Source organism: Anaerobacillus sp. ABR4_321, from assembly GCF_056158505.1.
Genome location: NZ_JBSWTK010000001.1, coordinates 1,947,248 through 1,965,597 on the forward strand (window position 1 = coordinate 1,947,248; position 18,350 = coordinate 1,965,597).

Annotated in this window: 16 protein-coding genes and 1 pseudogene; 15 read left to right on the top strand and 2 right to left on the bottom strand. The window is 42.0% G+C overall.

What is annotated here, in order from left to right:
• The 5 genes from ruvB (at position 1) to yajC (ending at position 3,751) form a co-directional block, all read left to right on the top strand.
• Positions 1-999 carry a Holliday junction branch migration DNA helicase RuvB gene (ruvB, locus tag ACXADT_RS09970; protein WP_270179427.1) on the top strand — a complete coding sequence of 333 codons (999 nt, stop codon included), beginning with the start codon at positions 1-3 and terminating at the stop codon, positions 997-999.
• Position 1,000: 1 nt separating this feature from the next.
• Positions 1,001-1,198, top strand: a complete 198-nt coding sequence (locus ACXADT_RS09975) for a DUF2905 domain-containing protein (protein ID WP_474834484.1) — start codon at positions 1,001-1,003, stop codon at positions 1,196-1,198.
• Between the two features lie 64 nt (positions 1,199-1,262).
• On the top strand, positions 1,263-2,309 hold the full coding sequence (gene queA, locus ACXADT_RS09980; protein ID WP_270179425.1) for a tRNA preQ1(34) S-adenosylmethionine ribosyltransferase-isomerase QueA: 1,047 nt from the start codon (positions 1,263-1,265) through the stop codon (positions 2,307-2,309).
• Positions 2,306-3,448: a tRNA guanosine(34) transglycosylase Tgt gene (gene tgt / locus ACXADT_RS09985; RefSeq protein WP_270179424.1), complete on the top strand. Its 1,143-nt coding sequence runs from the start codon at positions 2,306-2,308 to the stop codon at positions 3,446-3,448. Before queA ends, tgt begins: the two co-directional genes overlap by 4 nt.
• A 39-nt stretch (positions 3,449-3,487) precedes the next feature.
• A complete protein-coding gene (gene yajC, locus ACXADT_RS09990) occupies positions 3,488-3,751 on the top strand; it encodes a preprotein translocase subunit YajC (protein WP_270179423.1) in 264 nt (87 codons plus the stop codon).
• A gap of 42 nt (positions 3,752-3,793) precedes the next feature.
• Here the strand turns inward: yajC and ACXADT_RS09995 are convergent, their stop codons facing one another.
• A complete protein-coding gene (locus ACXADT_RS09995) occupies positions 3,794-4,180 on the bottom strand; it encodes a TIGR04086 family membrane protein (protein WP_270179422.1) in 387 nt (128 codons plus the stop codon).
• A gap of 135 nt (positions 4,181-4,315) precedes the next feature.
• On the opposite strand from ACXADT_RS09995, the gene ACXADT_RS10000 reads away from it, so the two are divergent.
• Together ACXADT_RS10000 and ACXADT_RS10005 are read left to right on the top strand one after the other, a co-directional pair.
• Positions 4,316-5,599 carry an ArsB/NhaD family transporter gene (locus ACXADT_RS10000; protein WP_474834487.1) on the top strand — a complete coding sequence of 428 codons (1,284 nt, stop codon included), beginning with the start codon at positions 4,316-4,318 and terminating at the stop codon, positions 5,597-5,599.
• A gap of 93 nt (positions 5,600-5,692) precedes the next feature.
• A complete protein-coding gene (locus ACXADT_RS10005; RefSeq protein ID WP_270180599.1) occupies positions 5,693-6,364 on the top strand; it encodes a DUF421 domain-containing protein in 672 nt (223 codons plus the stop codon).
• Positions 6,365-6,421: 57 nt separating this feature from the next.
• Here ACXADT_RS10005 and spoVB read toward each other — a convergent pair whose 3' ends face one another.
• Positions 6,422-7,975 (bottom strand): stage V sporulation protein B, encoded by a 1,554-nt coding sequence (spoVB, locus tag ACXADT_RS10010; RefSeq protein WP_474834489.1) that lies wholly within the window; start codon positions 7,973-7,975, stop codon positions 6,422-6,424.
• Positions 7,976-8,096: 121 nt separating this feature from the next.
• Here spoVB and ACXADT_RS10015 point away from each other — a divergent pair, with 121 nt between their 5' ends.
• The 8 genes and pseudogenes from ACXADT_RS10015 (at position 8,097) to ACXADT_RS10050 (ending at position 18,335) form a co-directional block, all read left to right on the top strand.
• A complete protein-coding gene (locus tag ACXADT_RS10015; RefSeq protein WP_270179419.1) occupies positions 8,097-8,582 on the top strand; it encodes a COG2426 family protein in 486 nt (161 codons plus the stop codon).
• A 19-nt stretch (positions 8,583-8,601) separates the two neighbouring features.
• Positions 8,602-8,868, top strand: a complete 267-nt coding sequence (locus ACXADT_RS10020) for a post-transcriptional regulator (protein WP_270179418.1) — start codon at positions 8,602-8,604, stop codon at positions 8,866-8,868.
• A gap of 104 nt (positions 8,869-8,972) precedes the next feature.
• Positions 8,973-11,187, top strand: a pseudogene (secDF, locus tag ACXADT_RS10025) (protein translocase subunit SecDF).
• 100 nt (positions 11,188-11,287) lie between these two features.
• Positions 11,288-12,190 carry a cation diffusion facilitator family transporter gene (locus ACXADT_RS10030; protein WP_270179415.1) on the top strand — a complete coding sequence of 301 codons (903 nt, stop codon included), beginning with the start codon at positions 11,288-11,290 and terminating at the stop codon, positions 12,188-12,190.
• A gap of 39 nt (positions 12,191-12,229) precedes the next feature.
• Complete coding sequence (locus ACXADT_RS10035; RefSeq protein WP_474834491.1) at positions 12,230-12,574, top strand: LapA family protein; 345 nt, start codon at positions 12,230-12,232, stop codon at positions 12,572-12,574.
• Positions 12,575-13,121: 547 nt separating this feature from the next.
• Positions 13,122-15,473 carry a single-stranded-DNA-specific exonuclease RecJ gene (gene recJ, locus ACXADT_RS10040; RefSeq protein WP_474834493.1) on the top strand — a complete coding sequence of 784 codons (2,352 nt, stop codon included), beginning with the start codon at positions 13,122-13,124 and terminating at the stop codon, positions 15,471-15,473.
• On the top strand, positions 15,474-15,986 hold the full coding sequence (locus ACXADT_RS10045) for an adenine phosphoribosyltransferase (protein WP_270179412.1): 513 nt from the start codon (positions 15,474-15,476) through the stop codon (positions 15,984-15,986). It begins immediately after the preceding gene.
• Between the two features lie 168 nt (positions 15,987-16,154).
• A complete protein-coding gene (locus ACXADT_RS10050) occupies positions 16,155-18,335 on the top strand; it encodes a RelA/SpoT family protein (protein WP_270179411.1) in 2,181 nt (726 codons plus the stop codon).
• Positions 18,336-18,350 lie beyond the last annotated feature (15 nt).

An 18,350-nucleotide genomic window follows, 5' to 3' on the forward strand; every position in this document is an offset into this window, starting at 1 on the left:
GTGGAAGAACGCATTCTATCAGGTGAGCAGGTCGGTGATGACTCATCCGTAGAATATAGCCTCCGTCCGCAGCGATTAAGTCAGTACATAGGTCAGGAGAAGGTGAAGCGTAATCTAGAGGTGTTTATTGAAGCGGCGAAAATGCGAGAGGAGCCACTAGATCACGTATTGTTATATGGTCCACCAGGACTTGGGAAGACGACTCTTTCTGCAATTATAGCAACTGAAATGGAAGTGAATCTCCGGACGACGTCTGGTCCAGCGATTGAGCGACCAGGAGATCTTGCTGCCATTTTAACGGCACTTGAACCTGGAGACGTTCTTTTTATCGATGAGATTCATCGCTTGCCACGAAGTGTTGAAGAAGTACTGTACCCTGCTATGGAGGATTATTGTCTTGATATTGTTATAGGAAAGGGTGAGACTGCAAGATCGGTGCGTCTTGATCTCCCGCCTTTCACATTAGTTGGGGCAACGACGAGAGCTGGACTCTTAACTGCCCCTCTTCGTGACAGATTTGGAGTACTCAGTAGATTGGAGTACTATCAAGAGGATGAATTGCAAACAATACTCATGCGTACTGCTGATATCTTTGAAGTTGAAATGGATGAGGAAGCAGCTGTAGAGCTCGCTAGAAGATCACGCGGTACTCCTCGTATCGCCAATCGTCTTTTGAAGCGGGTAAGAGACTTTGCCCAAGTAAAAGGAGATGGGGTTATCTCGCTTTCCCTTTCTACTCAAGCATTAGAGATGATGCAGGTCGACCCTCTAGGACTTGATCATATCGATCATAAGCTTCTACTGGCTATCATTGAAAAATTCCGGGGTGGACCCGTTGGTGTCGATACGATCGCTGCTACGATCGGAGAAGAAAGTCATACGATCGAAGACGTTTACGAGCCGTATCTAATGCAGATCGGTTTCTTGCAGCGTACGCCAAGGGGACGCATGGTCACGCATCGCGTATATGACCATTTTGGTTTGAAGGAGCCTGAATGACATGGAGATTTCAAAGCTTTTTATTACGCTAGGAATCGTCTTTCTTGTTATTGGAATGCTATGGTCATTCATTGGGAAGATGCCAGGCGATATCGTGATTAAGAAAGGAAATACAACGTTTTTCTTTCCGATCGTCACGTCGATTGTCGTGAGTGTCTTGCTTTCACTTCTCTTTTTTATAATCGGCAGATTTCGATAATGGATGAAGCTATGGTAAGATCGATTGGTGGAATAGATATTTTTGAAGAACAGTGGTGAAATAAATGGACGTTAAAGATTTTGATTTTGAACTCCCTGAACATCTTATCGCTCAGACTCCATTGAAAGAGCGTGCTAAATCACGTTTGATGGTGCTTGATCCTGCAGCTGAAAAGATGGCCCACCGTGAGTTTTTAAATCTAGAAGAATATATTAAGCCAGGTGACTGTCTAGTATTAAACGATACGAGAGTTATGCCTGCAAGGTTATATGGTATGAAGGAAGAGACAGGAGCTAAGATGGAAGTTCTTCTTCTAAAGCAAATTGAAGGAGACCGATGGGAAACACTTGTAAAGCCTGCAAAGAGGGTGAAGCTTGGAACAAAGCTTACGTTTGGTGATGGCAGGTTAACGGCTGAGTGTGTGGAAACATTGGAGCACGGAGGACGTGTCTTCGAATTCGATTATGATGGTGTTTTCTATGAAGTGTTAGACCAGCTTGGCGAAATGCCGCTTCCGCCGTATATTACAGAAACATTGGATGACCAGGATCGCTACCAAACTGTTTTTGCCAAGCATCGTGGTTCCGCCGCAGCTCCTACTGCCGGCCTTCATTTTACTGAAGAGATGTTATCGATGCTTGAAGAGAAGGGTGTTCACATTGCCTTTCTAACGCTTCATGTTGGGTTAGGTACGTTCCGACCAGTCTCTGTTGATAATATTTATGAGCATGAAATGCACGGTGAGTTTTATCAACTAACAAAAGGAACGGCCGATCTATTGAACCGAGTGAAAGAGCAAGGCGGTCGTATCATTTCTGTTGGAACAACTTCGACTAGAACGCTTGAAACAGTTGCTTCTAATCATAACGGTGTTTTTGAAGAATCTTCTGGATGGACAGATATCTTCATTTATCCAGGGTATGAATTCAAAGCCATCGATGGATTGATCACAAACTTTCATCTGCCGCAATCCACGTTGATCATGCTCGTCAGCGCACTTGCAGGAAGACAGTTTGTTTTGTCTGCTTATAAAGAAGCGGTCGAAGAACAGTACCGTTTCTTTAGTTTCGGTGACGCCATGCTGATTTTGGAAGGGAGTTTGAAAGAATGACGGAACCAATCCGCTACGAATTAATAAAAACATGTAAACAAAGTGGTGCCCGCTTAGGGAAGCTCCACACACCTCATGGAACATTTGAAACACCGATGTTTATGCCAGTCGGCACACTTGCGACTGTTAAAACAATGAGTCCGGAAGAATTAAAAGAAATGGGCGCTGGGGTTATTTTGAGCAATACATATCACCTTTGGCTACGCCCAGGACATGATATTGTGAAAGAAGCTGGTGGTCTGCATAAGTTTATGAATTGGGACGGACCGATTCTTACCGATTCAGGTGGCTTCCAAGTGTTCAGTTTAAGCGATTTAAGACAGATTGAAGAAAAAGGCGTTCATTTTAGAAATCATCTTAGCGGAGAAAAGCTTTTCCTTTCCCCAGAAGGAGCGATGGAGATTCAAAACGCGCTAGGATCTGATATCATGATGGCTTTTGATGAATGCCCTCCATATCCTGCTGAATATGACTACATGAAGAGCTCTGTAGAACGGACAAGCCGTTGGGCAGAAAGATGTATCGCTGCTCATCAAAGAAAAGATGTTCAGGGCTTATTCGGTATCGTTCAAGGTGGAGAATACGAGGATCTTCGAAAGCAAAGTGCAGAAGACCTTGTGTCACTCGACTTCCCAGGCTATGCAGTCGGAGGTTTATCTGTTGGTGAACCGAAGGATGTCATGAATAGAGTGCTTGATTTTACGACGCCTCATTTGCCAAACAATAAGCCAAGATACTTAATGGGTGTTGGTTCTCCTGACTCCTTGATCGATGGAGCGATCAGAGGAATCGATATGTTTGACTGTGTGCTGCCAACTCGTATTGCGAGGAATGGTACATTGATGACGAGCAACGGTCGTCTCGTAGTCCGAAATGCTAAGTATGCTAGAGATTTCCGTCCTCTAGATGAGAATTGCGACTGTAATGTTTGCAGGAACTACTCTAGAGCGTATATTCGCCATCTCATAAAGGCGAATGAAACGTTTGGCTTCCGATTAACGACTTACCATAATCTTTATTTTCTGTTAAACTTGATGAAGCAAGTTAGGCAGGCGATTATGGATGACCGTCTCCTAGACTTTAAGGATGAGTTTTTTGAACAGTACGGATTTAACTTGCCTGGTGCAAAAAACTTTTAATCCATAGATTGCATCATTGCTAGAAAGGGGTGAAATGTTTTGGGATCAACTTTAACGAATTTAATTCCGCTAATTTTGATGTTTGCAATTTTCTATTTCCTATTAATTCGTCCTCAACAGAAGAGACAGAAGAAGACTAGAGAAATGCAAGCGAGCCTTGAAAGAGGGCAAAAGGTTATTACAATCGGTGGTATGCATGGAATCATCGATGCAATGGATGAAGGTACGATTACAATCCGCACTACTGATGGAACAAAGGTAGTCTTTGATCGTGCAGCCGTACGTGAGGCCATTACTGAATAATAGCATCAAAAAATAGCGTCCCATTGTGGACGCTATTTTTTATTACGATTGTGCCCGGCTGCCTCGCACGTTTACTCCAATGATTCCACCGAGGGTACATACACCGAGATATCCTGCATGAAAGACGAGTTGTTCTGTGTCCATTGTAGATCGATATCCTAGATACTGAACAAGAAATAATAGCACCATATACATAAGTGCAGTTCCTAGACCAAGCATCCACCCACGCTCTCCGCCTTTTCCTCCTGAAATAAAACCTCCGATAAAGAATGCAATGACTGTTGCTGTAATCACGATAGGAGCGATGCCTTGTTCGGATACTGAAGTAAAACGAAGAATAAGAGAAAGCAGTACGCTTGTCGCGAGAACCATCGTTACAATTGTGATCATCCCTGATCCCATCGCGCTGAATGCGTGTTTTGACCTCATCATAATCCCCCTTTTTTATATGAATGGTTTGTACATTCTATTCACACGTTCTTCATTTAGAAGTCAATCATGATTTAGGACAGCCCGTCATACGATTATAGAAAGTAGCTAGGAAAGGGGCAGCAGGGATTGGATATGAGTGTAGCACTGATTATTTTTGTTCTTGCTTATATAGGGATCATCACTGAGAAAATAAACAGAGCCCTGGTTGCCTGCGGAGGCGGATTGTTGATGCTCCTAGCAGGGATATCAACGGCTGATGAAGCATTTATGAAGCATATAGATTGGAACACGATCGCGCTTTTATTCTCGATGATGATTCTCGTTTCGATCACAAGCCAAAATGGAATTTTCGAATACATTGCGATTCAAATGGCTCAAAAGGTAAAGGGTCATCCTCTTCCCCTATTAGCAGTTGTAGGGATTTTAACTGCAGTTGGTTCAGCGCTTCTCGATAACGTAACAACAGTTCTTCTGCTCGTTCCAATTATTTTAACGCTTACACGAATATTGAAAGTAACCTCTATGCCATTTTTGATCACAGTCATACTTTCCTCAAACATAGGAGGAACTGCTACATTGATCGGTGATCCGCCGAACATCATGATCGGTCAGGCTGTAAAACATCTAGATTTCAATGATTTTCTCTTTAACCTCGCTCCTATCGTAGGAGTCATCTACGTAGTCATTATTTCTGGTCTTTTGCTTTTCTACAGAAAGCGGCTTGTCGTTGATGAGGCTCACCGTAAAGCATTAATGAAGGTGAACCCTGAGGATTACTTGAAAAAAGGACCACTGCTTGTAAAATCTTGTGTCGTACTAATCATGACCATTGTGGGATTTTTGCTTCATCCGATCCTTCACACAGACCTTACGAACATTGCAATGGCTGGAGCAGTACTACTCCTTCTCATTACTCAAAATGACCATAAGGTAGAAGAAGTATTTTCATCGATCGAATGGGTCACTCTGTTTTTTTTTATTGGGTTGTTCATTCTCATCGGTGGGTTAGAAGAAGTAGGTATCATTGATGAAATTGCGAGAGCCATCTTGCTTTATACAGAAGGTGACATGCCTAAGACATCGATCATCATTTTATGGGGATCGGGAATCTTATCTGCATTTCTCGATAATATCCCATTTGTAGCAGCGATGATTCCCGTCATAACAGAGTTCTCTGGATATGGGATGACGAATCTAGATCCGCTCTGGTGGTCGCTTGCACTTGGTTCTTGTCTTGGCGGGAATGGTACGTTGATTGGTGCTTCAGCGAATGTTGTGGTTGCGGGACTTGCAATGAAAGAAAACCATGAGATCAAGTTTGTACACTTTTTATTGATAGGCCTTCCAGTTGTGGTTGTGTCACTACTCATTTCAACTGTTTACATTTATTTCAGATACTTACTTCCCTTTTACTAAAGGGGAGTTTTTTTTGTTTCCATTACCTTCCTTTATGTCGTGTGGATCCACTGGTCACACTAAGTATAAGAAAGTGAAAGGAGGCGATCTATGATGGAGTATTCAACGATGATCCTTAGAACACTGGTTTTGTATTTTGTTATCATACTCGTTTTTAGGATAATGGGTAAGCGAGAAATCGGCCAACTGAGTGTTCTAGATTTTGTGATCTCCATCATGATCGCTGAGCTTGCTGTGATGTCGATAGAGGATCCGAGTACGCCTATGATCAGTACTTTCATTCCAATCAGTGTGTTAGTTATTATTCAATTGATTATGGCACTTGTTTCTTTGAAGAGTGAAAAGATACGAGAGATTGTAGATGGAAAGCCTACGGTCCTAATCGAAAAGGGGAAGATCGATGAGCATGAAATGAAGAAGCAGCGCTATAATTTTGACGATCTCCTCGTCCAGCTTAGAGAAAATAATATTAGTTCCGTATCAGATGTTGAATTTGCCATTTTAGAACCGACTGGAAAACTCTCAGTTATCAAAAAAGACCAACAGGACACTGGTGATGAGGACTCATTCAGTTCGCTTCTGCCACTCCCTTTAATACTTGATGGAAAGATTCAGGGCGAGCATCTAGAGCGTTTAGGGAAGACGGAATTATGGCTTCGTCAGGAGTTGAGGAAAGTAGGTCAGAGGAATCTAAAAGAAATTTCGTTTTGTTCTCTTCATAAGAACGGAAATTTTTTTATCGATATGAAAAACGAGAAAAAGTAACCACAGAGGTTACTTTTTTATTTGGAGGTTTGATATCATTTGTAAGTGGCAGGGGTGTTAATGAACGTATTTTCCTATGACTGGCAGACGTCTAAGGTCATTTCTGTTGATAAGACCTAGTAGTAATAATAACAGGGCGTAAACAATCGTTGTAGAAATGATCGCAAAGATCGATCCAGGTATATCTGAAGGGGCATCGATCAACACTTTGTAGAAGAGGTGACCTGCATAACTTGCAAGAATGATGCTCGCGACGCCTTTCAAAACATCACTGACAACAATTGAAAACCCGATTGCTTTTACAAGTGTTGCAAAATGAAGAAGCGTTACGAGTAAAATTCCGATTACAATCCCAAGTGCAGCACCCATTATTCCTAGTTCCGGTCTGCTTGCTAAGAAGAAGATAGCAGCTAATTTCACCGCAGCACCGATAAAACTGTTAATCATAGCAGCCTTGGCTAAATCAAGTGCTTGTAATGCGGCAGCGAGTGGTCCTTGAAAATAGAAAAAGAAGAAGAATGGCGCCATCACTTGTACATAGATCGCAACGTGTGGGGCATCGTACATTATTTCAAGTAGTGGTTTCGCAAAGATATACATAATAACGACTGATAGCCCTCCTGCGACCATCGAGAGCCGTATCGCCTGACTTAAGCGGTGCTGAATTTGCTTATATTGTTTCTGAGCGTAGGCTTCACTGATGGCAGGGACTAGGGAGACTTGTAGAGAGAACGTTATAAAAGTCGGAAGAAAGAGGAGTGGAATGGCGAGCCCTGCTAAGTTTCCGTATTGTTTTGTAGCGATTGTTGTTGCTAAACCGGCTATTGCAAGACTGCGCACTACGATGATCGGTTCAAAGAAATATGAGAGAGATCCTATGAGCTGACTGCCTGTTGTCGGAAGAGAAATGGCCATGAGGTCCTTGAATGTTTTTCTTCCACCTTTCAAGTAGGAAAAGAAATTATTTCTTATTTTGATCCTCTTCTTCATCTTAAACATGGAGAACATATAGAGAAGTGACGCTAGTTCCCCTAAAACGACTGAGATCATCGCACCTGCAGCAGCAAACTCAACACCATAAGGCAAGAATGCCCCGGTAAGTATGGCGACTAAACAGATTCGAACGATTTGTTCGATCACTTGCGAGTATGCTGAAGGACGCATGTTTTGTAAGCCCTGGAAATAGCCACGAAGCACAGATGACATCGCAACGATCGAAACGACTGGTGCGATCGCAATCAGTGGATAGAATGTACGTTCATCTGTGAAGAATACCTTTGATAGAACAGGTGCGGCTAGTACCATAATCGTGGTGAACACGATACTTAATACGGCAGTTACAGATAAAGATACGATTAAGATGCGCTTGATCTTTTGCCTGTCACCTTCCGCATCTGCTTCTGCTACCATTTTCGAAATGGCTACAGGGAGTCCAAGTCTTGTTAGAGTAATCGTGAGGATGAGGGTAGGAACCGCCATCATGTATAATCCTACTCCTTCATCCCCCATGACTCTATACATAACAATACGATTGATGAACCCGAGAATCTTGGTGATCAACCCGGCGAATATGAGTAAAAGTGTGCCTCGTAAAAAGGTTTGCTTCGACATAAGTAAACCTACTTTCCATGCTTAGTATCCTTGCGAAATTATAGAAAAGCCTAGATATTTTTTATCACTATGTATATGCTTAGTAGGGGACAAAGCATGACAGGCATATGGGAGTGTTTTAATGAAAGACGAAATTAAACAATTTGTAGTAGAGAACCTCGATTTCCTTCCTCAAGAAGCGATCGTGGTAGTGGTTTCAGCCCTTCCAATCCTTGAACTTAGAGGCGGAATACCACTGGCGTATACATTTGATATCCCGTTCTGGGAAGCGTTTTTTCTCAGCTTATTCGGGAATGCATTGCCAATCATTCCGCTACTACTTTTATTCAAGCCGCTCAGTAATTGGTTGATGAGGTTTGGATGGTACAAGCGATTTTATGAGTGGTTATATCAACGTACGTTAAATAAGAGTAAAAATGTTGAGAAATATGGAGCGATAGGACTTATTTTATTTACTGCCGTACCTTTGCCTACTACAGGTGCTTATAGTGCTTGTGTGGCGGCTTCTTTATTTGCGATACGGTTTAAATATGCTTTTATTTCAATCTTAACTGGTGTAATCATTGCTGGCCTCGGTGTAGGTGCAGCGATTTATTCAATTTTTTAATAGGAGAGGAGACTGAAGGATGGAAGAGTGGAAGAACGAAGTATATCCTGCACTTGAAAGTAAGAGAGACGAGTTTCACCTATTAGGCTATGATAGGGCCACGATTGATGAGATCTGGAGTTGTCTCCTTGCACGATTAGAACGTAACAATGACAATGAAGAAATTAAGGTTCACCAATTAGTCAATGACATAATGAGGCTGTCTCCCAACGAGTATATGAACTGGTTGACTATTCACGCCTACAAAGGGACAGGCTGGATTGGTGAAGAAGAAGCGCATAATTAATCGAAAATTGACAGAAAAATCTATATTTCGGTATAATATGTAGTATTATGGCATTTTAACCTACATACGTTATTGCTGGTGGCTTAGAGAGGAGTTTTTATTCCATGGTAAAAAAAGGCCGGATAGTTATGTTCTTTTTAATTGTCCTTCTGCTAGGAGGACTGATTGGAACGACGGTCCTAGGAGTGACTAAAGACATTAAGCTTGGTCTTGATCTTCAAGGGGGCTTTGAAGTTCTATATAAGGTAGAGCCTGCTGACGATGGACAAGAGCTTGATAAAGACTTGTTGAATAGTACTGTAAGCGCACTTTATAAAAGGATTAACGTTCTTGGTGTATCAGAGCCTCGAATCACAATTGAAGGTGAAGATCGCATACGAGTTCAGTTAGCTGGTGTAAAAGATCAAAACCAGGCGCGTGAGCTTCTCTCTACACAGGCTGAGCTAACGTTCAGAACTGTAGAAGATGAGGAGAAAATGGGCGGAGCGGATCTTAAAGAAGGAGCTGCGAAAGTAGTCTTTCAAGAAAATCAGCCTGTCGTTCAGGTGGCTTTAAAGGATCCACAACAATTCGCAGAGATTACACGAGAAATCATGCAGAAGCCTTTTCCGGATAACAGATTAGTCATCTGGTTGGATTACCAAGAAGGTGACTCATACAAAGAAGAAGCGCAAAAGCCTTCTGATGAGCAAAAGTTTATTTCCGATCCTTCCGTAAATGAAGTGCTGTCTCAGAGTACAGTGATTATTTCTGGACCACCTTTTACAATTGAAGAAGCTGAGAATTTAAAGGAACTATTGAATGCTGGATCGCTTCCTGTAAAGCTTGATGAGATTTATTCAACTTCAGTAGGAGCACAGTTTGGAGAACAGTCACTCGATAAAACCGTAATTGCTGGTTTCATTGGAGTCGGTTTAATCTTCTTATTCATGCTTTTCTATTACCGTTTCCCAGGCATGATCGCGGTGATCACGCTGAGTGTCTACATTTATCTAATCCTTGTCGTGTTCAACTGGATGGGAGCTGTTTTAACACTTCCTGGAATCGCTGCATTAATTCTTGGAGTGGGGATGGCCGTTGATGCAAATATCATCACGTATGAACGAATAAAAGAAGAAATTCGCGCAGGTAAATCAATGATGTCTGCATTTAAAGCTGGTGGAAGACGATCGTTCACTACGATATTCGATGCGAATATCACGACATTGATCGCTGCTGGCGTATTGTTCGCGTACGGTACTAGCTCTGTAAAAGGGTTTGCTGTTATGTTGATCACAAGTATTATCGTAAGCTTTTTGACTGCTGTTTGGGGTTCACGAATCCTACTCGGACTGTGGGTCAAGAGCAGGGCGTTGAATAAGAAGCCCGGACTTTTTGGCGTGAAGGAGAGTGAGATCGATGAGCTCTAAAATAAGAAATATTGATTTTGATTTTGTGAAACACCGTAATAAATTCTTTATGATTTCACTTGCCCTCATTGTACTTGGAGGTCTCGTGCTTGCGATTTTTGGTCTGAATCTTGGTATTGATTTTTCCAGTGGCTCTCGTGTCGACATCATGTCCAACGAGACGCTAACTACTGAAGAAGTCACCTCTGAGTTGGATAGTCTAGGGTTTGATCCTGAGTCCGTAACGCTTGCTGGTGGAGGAGATATGGCTGTTGCGGCTTTCAAAAATGAACTAGAGAAGGAAGAAATCGGTGAGTTGAAAAATCACTTTACTGAATTGTACGGTGCGGAACCAAACGTAAGCACCGTTTCTCCTGATGTGGCGGTCGATCTAGCGAAGAACGCATTCATCGCAGTTGCGATTGCTTCTGTAGGGATCATTATTTATGTTGCGATCCGATTTGAATGGCTGCAAGGTGTTGCGGCGATCGTAGCACTTTTTCACGATGCGTTCTTTATTATCGCGATCTTCAGCTTGCTGCAGATCGAGGTTAACATTACATTTATTGCAGCTGTTCTAACCATAGTGGGTTATTCGATCAACGATACGATCGTCACGTTCGATCGGATTAGAGAGAATATGAAGTTAGAGAAGAAAGTAAAAACGTTTGAAGATGTCGCTAGGGTAGTAAACAAAAGTCTCGTTCAAACACTAGCTCGCTCGATCAATACAGTATTGACCGTCATCTTTGCAGCAGCAGCACTAACGATTTTTGGAGGAGAAGCGATCCGTCCGTTTGCGATCGCATTGCTGATCGGACTTGTTGCTGGAACGTATTCCTCTCTATTCATCGCCTCTCAACTTTGGGCAGTTTGGAAAGGGAAACAATTGAAGAAGAAGAAGTTCTCAACGGCTACAAATGAAGCTTAGAGAGTAAAAGCCATGGCATAGCCATGGCTTTTACAATCGTTTGTTTTGGATTGAATTCTATGGAAAGGCTATAGTGAATAGGCATAATAGGGGTGAAGGTATGAATAAAGAAGAACGTTTTCAAAAAGCCGAGGTAGCAGCTCTTATTGGAATAGTGGCAAATATAATTCTAGCTGTTCTAAAGGGAGTGATCGGATACATATCGAATAGTCGAGCGTTAATTGCCGATGCTGCCCACTCTGCTTCTGATGTTGCAGGTTCGTTCGCTGTTTTAATCGGATTAAGGGCTGCAAAACTTCCTCCTGACCGAGATCATCCTTATGGTCACGGTAAAGCTGAATCTATTGCCGCAATTATCGTCGCAGTATTGCTTCTCCTAGTTGGAGTTGAAATCGGTATAAGCTCAGGGAGAGCTTTATTTGCACCTATCGAAGCCCCAGGTCAACTAGCGCTTTATGCTGCAATCATTTCAATCGTCACAAAAGAAGTCCTTTTTCGCTATAAATACAGGTTAGGCAAGAAGATAAACAGTGATGCGCTTATTGTGAATGCATACGAGCACCGTTCGGATGTCTATTCTTCGATCGCCGTTCTGATAGGGATAACAGGGGCACTTCTTGGCAGTTTTTTCAATATGCCTTGGCTTGTTTATGCGGATCCTGTAGCGGGTATATTCGTCTCCATACTGATTGGAAAAATGGCAGTTAAGCTAGGTTTTGAGTCGATCCATACGACTCTCGACCACGTCTTACATGATGAAGATACGACTCACTATATAAAAGCGATCAAAGAGATGCCGGGGGTTCTTAACCTTGATGAGTTTTATGCTAGAGAGCACGGTCACTATGTCATTATTGATATCAAGCTCGGAGTAGATCCTAACATCACTGTAAAAGAAGGTCATGATATAGGAAAAGCTGTCAAAGATCATCTGTTAGAACAAGAAGAAGTCCATGATGTGCTGGTTCATATAAATCCATATGAACCAAAGGAAAAAAGTTAATTGAAAAGAATAGACTTTTAATATGGGGAGGTTGAAACGATGAAGGGACAATGGGGACTGGTTGTTGCTCTTATTTTCGCATTGATTATAGCTGTATTTTCGGTGGTAAACGTTGATCCGGTTCAAGTAAATTATGTTTTCGGTACGTCTGAATGGCCGCTCGTGCTTGTCATTCTTGGTTCCGTTTTAATGGGAGCAATTCTTGTACTGGGGTTTGGAATGGTGAAGTACTACAAACTCAGTAGAGAAGTGAAAAGGCTTCGTAAAGAAAATCTTGCTCACTCAGAGCAACCTACACAAACACCTCAGCCAGAGGAGACGCCTCCTGCTGAAGAAGTGGAGCCTGTAGACACTCATTCTAAGACTGAATCTGAGAGCAAATAGTAAAGACTCCTAAATATGCAGGGGTTTTGCAGAATGTTGAAAACTCTCAAGGGATCTGTTAACGAAGTAGTGGTGATATGTGGCTGCTTGTTTTTCACAGAGTGGTAGCTTTCTCTTCGCACGATGTTCCGTACATGTCGCATGTTGGGCAAGAGTCCCGGAGTCCATCATCCTTTAGCTTTATTTCGTGTTGTAAAAAGGTTGGGTAGAATTCCCACATTCGTTTGTTAAGCAAATGGACGGAAAGTTCATTTTGGACTTATTCTACTCAAGTAGGAGAGACGATCGCGGACTCCTGCGGTCGTACGGACGGCCGAGACCGGGGTGTAGGTTTCACCTCGGGCTTGGACTTGGACGTTCGTCCGCGGAAAGCATGCGATTGTCATCGACTACGGCATAGGGAGCACTGAATCATGACATAAATTTCTATAAAGACTTGAACCTCTGCATATGCAGAGGTTTTTTGTTGATATAAAAGATTCATTCCCTAAACCTATGGTCAAATTTACGATAACTATATATAATAGACTGGTTAAGAGGTGATTCGATGTTAAAGTCTAAAACACGCTGGAAGCTAGCTGAATCGGATGAATCTAGCATCGATCAGCTCCAGAATGAGTTAGGGATATCACGACTTGCTGCCTCTCTATTAGTGAATAGAGGGATTCAAAGTGTTGAGAAAGCCCGGAAATTTTTATATAAAGAAAATTTATCATACCATGATCCTTTTTTGATGGATGGAATGAAGGAAACGGTTCAACGAATTAGAGAAGCCATTACAAATCAAGAAAAGATCCTCATCTTCGGCGACTATGACGCTGATGGAGTAAGTAGTACTTCTGTTCTTATCTATACCTTCAAAGAACTTGGAGCGGACTTCGACTACTATATTCCGAATCGGTTCACAGAAGGATATGGTCCTAACGAAGCTGCATTCCGAAGAGCAAAAGAAGAGGGTTATGACTTAATCGTAACGGTTGATACAGGCATTTCAGGTGTACATGAAGCTGAGGTTGCTAAAGAAATCGGAATCGATCTGCTCATCACAGATCACCATGAACCACCCCCCGTTCTTCCAGATGCCCTAGCGATTATCAATCCGAAGAAACCTGAGTGCAGTTATCCGTTTAAAGGCCTTGCTGGTGTTGGTGTTGCGTTCAAGTTAGCACAGGCGCTTCTTGGTCGAATACCAGGTCACTTGCTCGAAATTGCGGCGATGGGTACGATTGCCGATTTGGTTCCCCTACAAGATGAGAACCGATTGATAGCGAGCGAAGGAATCAGTGCCCTTCAGCATTCTGATAAAGCGGGAATAAAAGCTTTACTAGAAGTATGCGGTTTGAAGGGTCAGGAGCTTAATGAAGAACACCTTGGCTTTGGAATCGGTCCTAGATTAAATGCGGTGGGTAGACTCGAGCATGCTGGACCGGCGGTTGAATTATTAACGACCGAAGACTATGAATATGCTAAGCAGCTTGCTGAAGAGATCGATTCATTAAATAAAGCACGTCAAGAACTTGTGAATACAATGACAAAAGAAGCGATAGAAGAAGTGGAGATGAATTACCCACTAGATGACAATCGCGTGCTGATCATTGCTCGTGAAGGGTGGAACCCTGGCGTTATCGGAATTGTCGCTTCCCGTCTAGTCGAGAAATATTATCGTCCTACCATCGTGATGAGTATCGATCGTGAAAAAGGAGTAGCGAAAGGCTCTGCCCGAAGTATCGAAGGATTCGATATGTTCATGAATCTATCCGAATGTCGAGATATTCTTCCACATTTCGGCGGACATCCGATGGCTGCAGGCATGACCATCGACTTAGAATATCTAAACGAGTTAAGAAGCAGACTGAACATACAAGCAAACGATAGCCTAACAGAGGCTGACTTAACGCCACTCACGAAAATCGATCTGCATTGCGGGATCGATGATATTTCCCTTGAGACGATTGAGGAGATGAATTTATTAGCTCCGTTCGGAGTAAGTAATCCGAAACCAGTCGTCATGCTAAAAGACGTGAATTTGGCTCAGATCAGAAGAATCGGTAGTCAAGAAAATCATTTGAAGGTTTCCTTGAAAGAAGGAGAATCGACACTTGATGGGGTTGGTTTCAACTTTGGTTATGTATTTGAAGAGATCGCTTCCCGTGCAGCACTTTCCGTTATTGGTCAGCTCTCTATAAATGAATGGAACGGATTAAAGAAGCCTCAAATTTTCGTTCATGATTTAGCTGTAGACGAATGGCAGCTTTTTGATTATCGAGGGATACGAGATCTCAGTAAAAGGTTAGAAAACCTCCCGCTTGAGAAACTTACGATGATTGCTTTTAGAGAGTCCACCGTTAGTAAACTAGGAATTCAACAATGGGAAGATTATGTGGTGCAGAACCCTCTTGAAGAAGAGTTATCCTTCGAGAATAACTATGTGATGTTGCTAGACCTACCTTATGTTGAAGAAGATCTTATCGAGCTTTTTCGTAAAGGTGGTATTCCAGAGAGAACGTATGCTGTATTTGAGCATGAGGAAGATCATTTCTTTTCAACACTTCCATCACGAGATGATTTTAAATGGTATTATGGATTTTTAATGAAACGGGGAAGCTTCCATTTGAAAGATGCCGAAAAGCTTGCAAAGCATAAAGGGTGGTCAAAGGAAACGGTCAACTTTATGTCACAGGTGTTTTTTGAGTTGAACTTTGTTAGAATGGAAGACGGACTTATTTCAATAAATCCACAATCTGTAAAAAGCGAACTTACTTCTTCTAAAACGTATAAGAGCAAACTTGAACAAGCTAAGCTCGAAAACGATTTTTGCTATTCATCTTATCACGCTTTGAAAAGTTGGTTCGATCGATCAGTAAATTGTTTCAGTAGCACTGAGGAGGCCATTAAATAAATGAATTACAAAGACTATATTGCAGTAGTTGAAGATTACCCTAAAGAAGGGATCCGCTTTAAAGATATTACCCCACTCATGCAAAATGGTGAGGCGTACAGAGGCGTTGTTAACGACATCGCTGATTTTGCAAAGGATAAGAACGTAGACGTTATCGTTGGACCAGAAGCACGTGGGTTCATCGTCGGATGTCCTGTTGCTTATATTCTAGGTATTGGATTTGTTCCTGTACGTAAAGAAGGTAAGCTTCCTCGAGAAGTTGTTAAAGTGGACTATGGACTAGAATACGGAAAAGACGTACTAACGATTCATAAAGATGCGATCAAACCTGGTCAGAGAGTTCTAATCACTGACGATCTACTCGCTACTGGCGGTACGATCAACGCTACGATTGAACTTGTTGAAAAGCTAGGTGGAGTTGTTGTTGGGCTTGCGTTTATGATTGAACTTTCTTACCTAGAAGGACGTAAGAACCTAGATCGCCATGACATCTTTACACTAATGACTTATTGATCACCATAGAGTGTCCGAAACATCTTTCGGGCACTCTTTCTCTTTAAAAACATGTGTGTCCACTTGTTTCCATCAATGAAAAGCGACATATTTTTCTTTATTACTTTACATGCAGGCTATTTTTAACGATAATAGAAGCTATATACCAACAGTAATTAAGGTGATTTCATGACCATAGAAGAGGTAATGCAAAGAGCGAAGCAGTATTTGTCGGAGGAAGATTTGTCCTTTGTACAAAGAGCTTACGAATACGCACGTGACTCACATGAAGGCCAATACCGTAAATCAGGTGAACCCTATATCATTCACCCGGTCGAGGTGGCTGGCATTCTTGTGAATCTTGAGGTTGACCCCGTAACAGTAGCTGGCGGGTTTCTTCATGATGTGGTTGAAGATACAGATGTAACCCTTGAAGAAATTTCTAACGAGTTCAGTCCAGAACTTGCTATGCTCGTTGACGGAGTAACAAAACTTAAGAAAATTAAATATAAATCAAAACGAGAGCAGCAGGCTGAAAATCACCGTAAGATGATGATCGCGATGGCTCAAGATATCAGGTGTATTTTGATCAAGCTTGCTGACCGTCTGCATAATATGCGAACGCTTAAGCATATGCCGAAAGAAAAGCAATTACAAAAAGCAAACGAGACGCTTGAAATTTTTGCTCCTCTAGCCCATCGATTGGGTATTTCGACGATCAAATGGGAGCTTGAAGATACGGCTTTACGTTATTTAAATCCTCAACAGTATTATCGTATTGTCAATCTCATGCAAAAGAAACGAGAAGAACGAGAAGGCTTCGTTCATGAGGTAGTTGGGGAAATACAAGATCGTGTTCAAGAAGTTTCAATCGATGCTGAGATTTCTGGACGTCCAAAGCATATTTACAGCATCTACCGAAAAATGACGAAACAGCACAAGCAATTCAACGAGATCTATGATCTACTAGCTGTTCGAATCATCGTAAATAGTATTAAAGACTGTTATGCGGTTCTTGGAATCATTCACACGTGTTGGAAACCTATGCCTGGTCGATTCAAAGATTATATCGCAATGCCTAAAGCGAACATGTACCAGTCTCTTCACACAACGGTTATCGGTCCGAAAGGTGATCCTCTTGAGGTACAGATCAGAACATCAGATATGCACAAGGTGGCGGAGTACGGTATCGCTGCACACTGGGCATACAAAGAAGATAACGATAGTGCAGTAAATAGTTCTTTTGAGAAGAAGCTATCTTGGTTCAGACAAATTCTTGAATGGCAAAATGATGTTTCGAATGCTGAAGAATTTATGGAGTCTCTTAAGATCGATCTTTTTAGTGATATGGTGTTCGTATTCACACCAAAGGGTGATGTGATCGAGCTTCCAACAGGTTCCGTCCCACTTGATTTTGCTTATCGCATTCACACTGAGATAGGAAACCAGTGTATCGGTGCTAAAGTGAATGGAAAGATGGTTCCGCTCGATTACAAACTAAAGACTGGTGATATCGTAGAAGTTCTTACGTCTAAGCATTCGTACGGACCTAGTAAAGATTGGTTGAAGATCAGTCAGAGTTCTCATGCTAAAAACAAGATTAAGCAATGGTTTAAGAAAGAAAAACGTGAAGAAAATGTTGATAAAGGCCGAGAGCTTGTAGAAAAGGAAATCAAGGGGCACGGTTTTGAACTTAAAGAAGTATTAACTTCAGAAAACATTGCCAATGTCTCAAATAAATTTAATTTTACAAGTGAAGAAGATATGTATGCAGCTGTAGGCTATGGTGGCATCACTGCAGCTCAAATCGCTACAAGACTTACGGAAAAAGCGAGAAAAGAAAAGACGAAAGAGCAAGAAGAAGAACTTGCGCGTTCCATTATCGAAGGGAAAACGCACTCTCCTTCTCAAGCACCAAAGCGTGCGGAGTCTGGCGTAAGGGTTAAAGGGATCGATAACTTATTGATTCGTCTATCTCGATGCTGTAATCCCGTCCCTGGAGACGATATCGTAGGATATATCACGAAGGGGAGAGGTGTATCCATTCATAGAAAAGATTGTCCCAACGTGAACGAAGATAACGCGAAGGAGCGACTTTTAGAAGTTGAATGGGAAAGTCATTCACCAAAAAGTTACAATGTAGATATCGAGATCAGTGGGTATGACCGAAGAGGGTTGCTGAATGAAGTTCTACAAGCTGTTGCAGAAACAAAGACAGATATGACGTCTGTTTCAGGACGTTCTGATAACAATAAGATGGCTACGATCAGCATGACGGTATCGATTCGAAATACCGCACACCTTCAAAAGGTTGTTGAACGTGTGAAGCGTATTCCGGATATTTATGCTGTTAGAAGAATCATGCAATAGCGTAAGAAAGGGAGT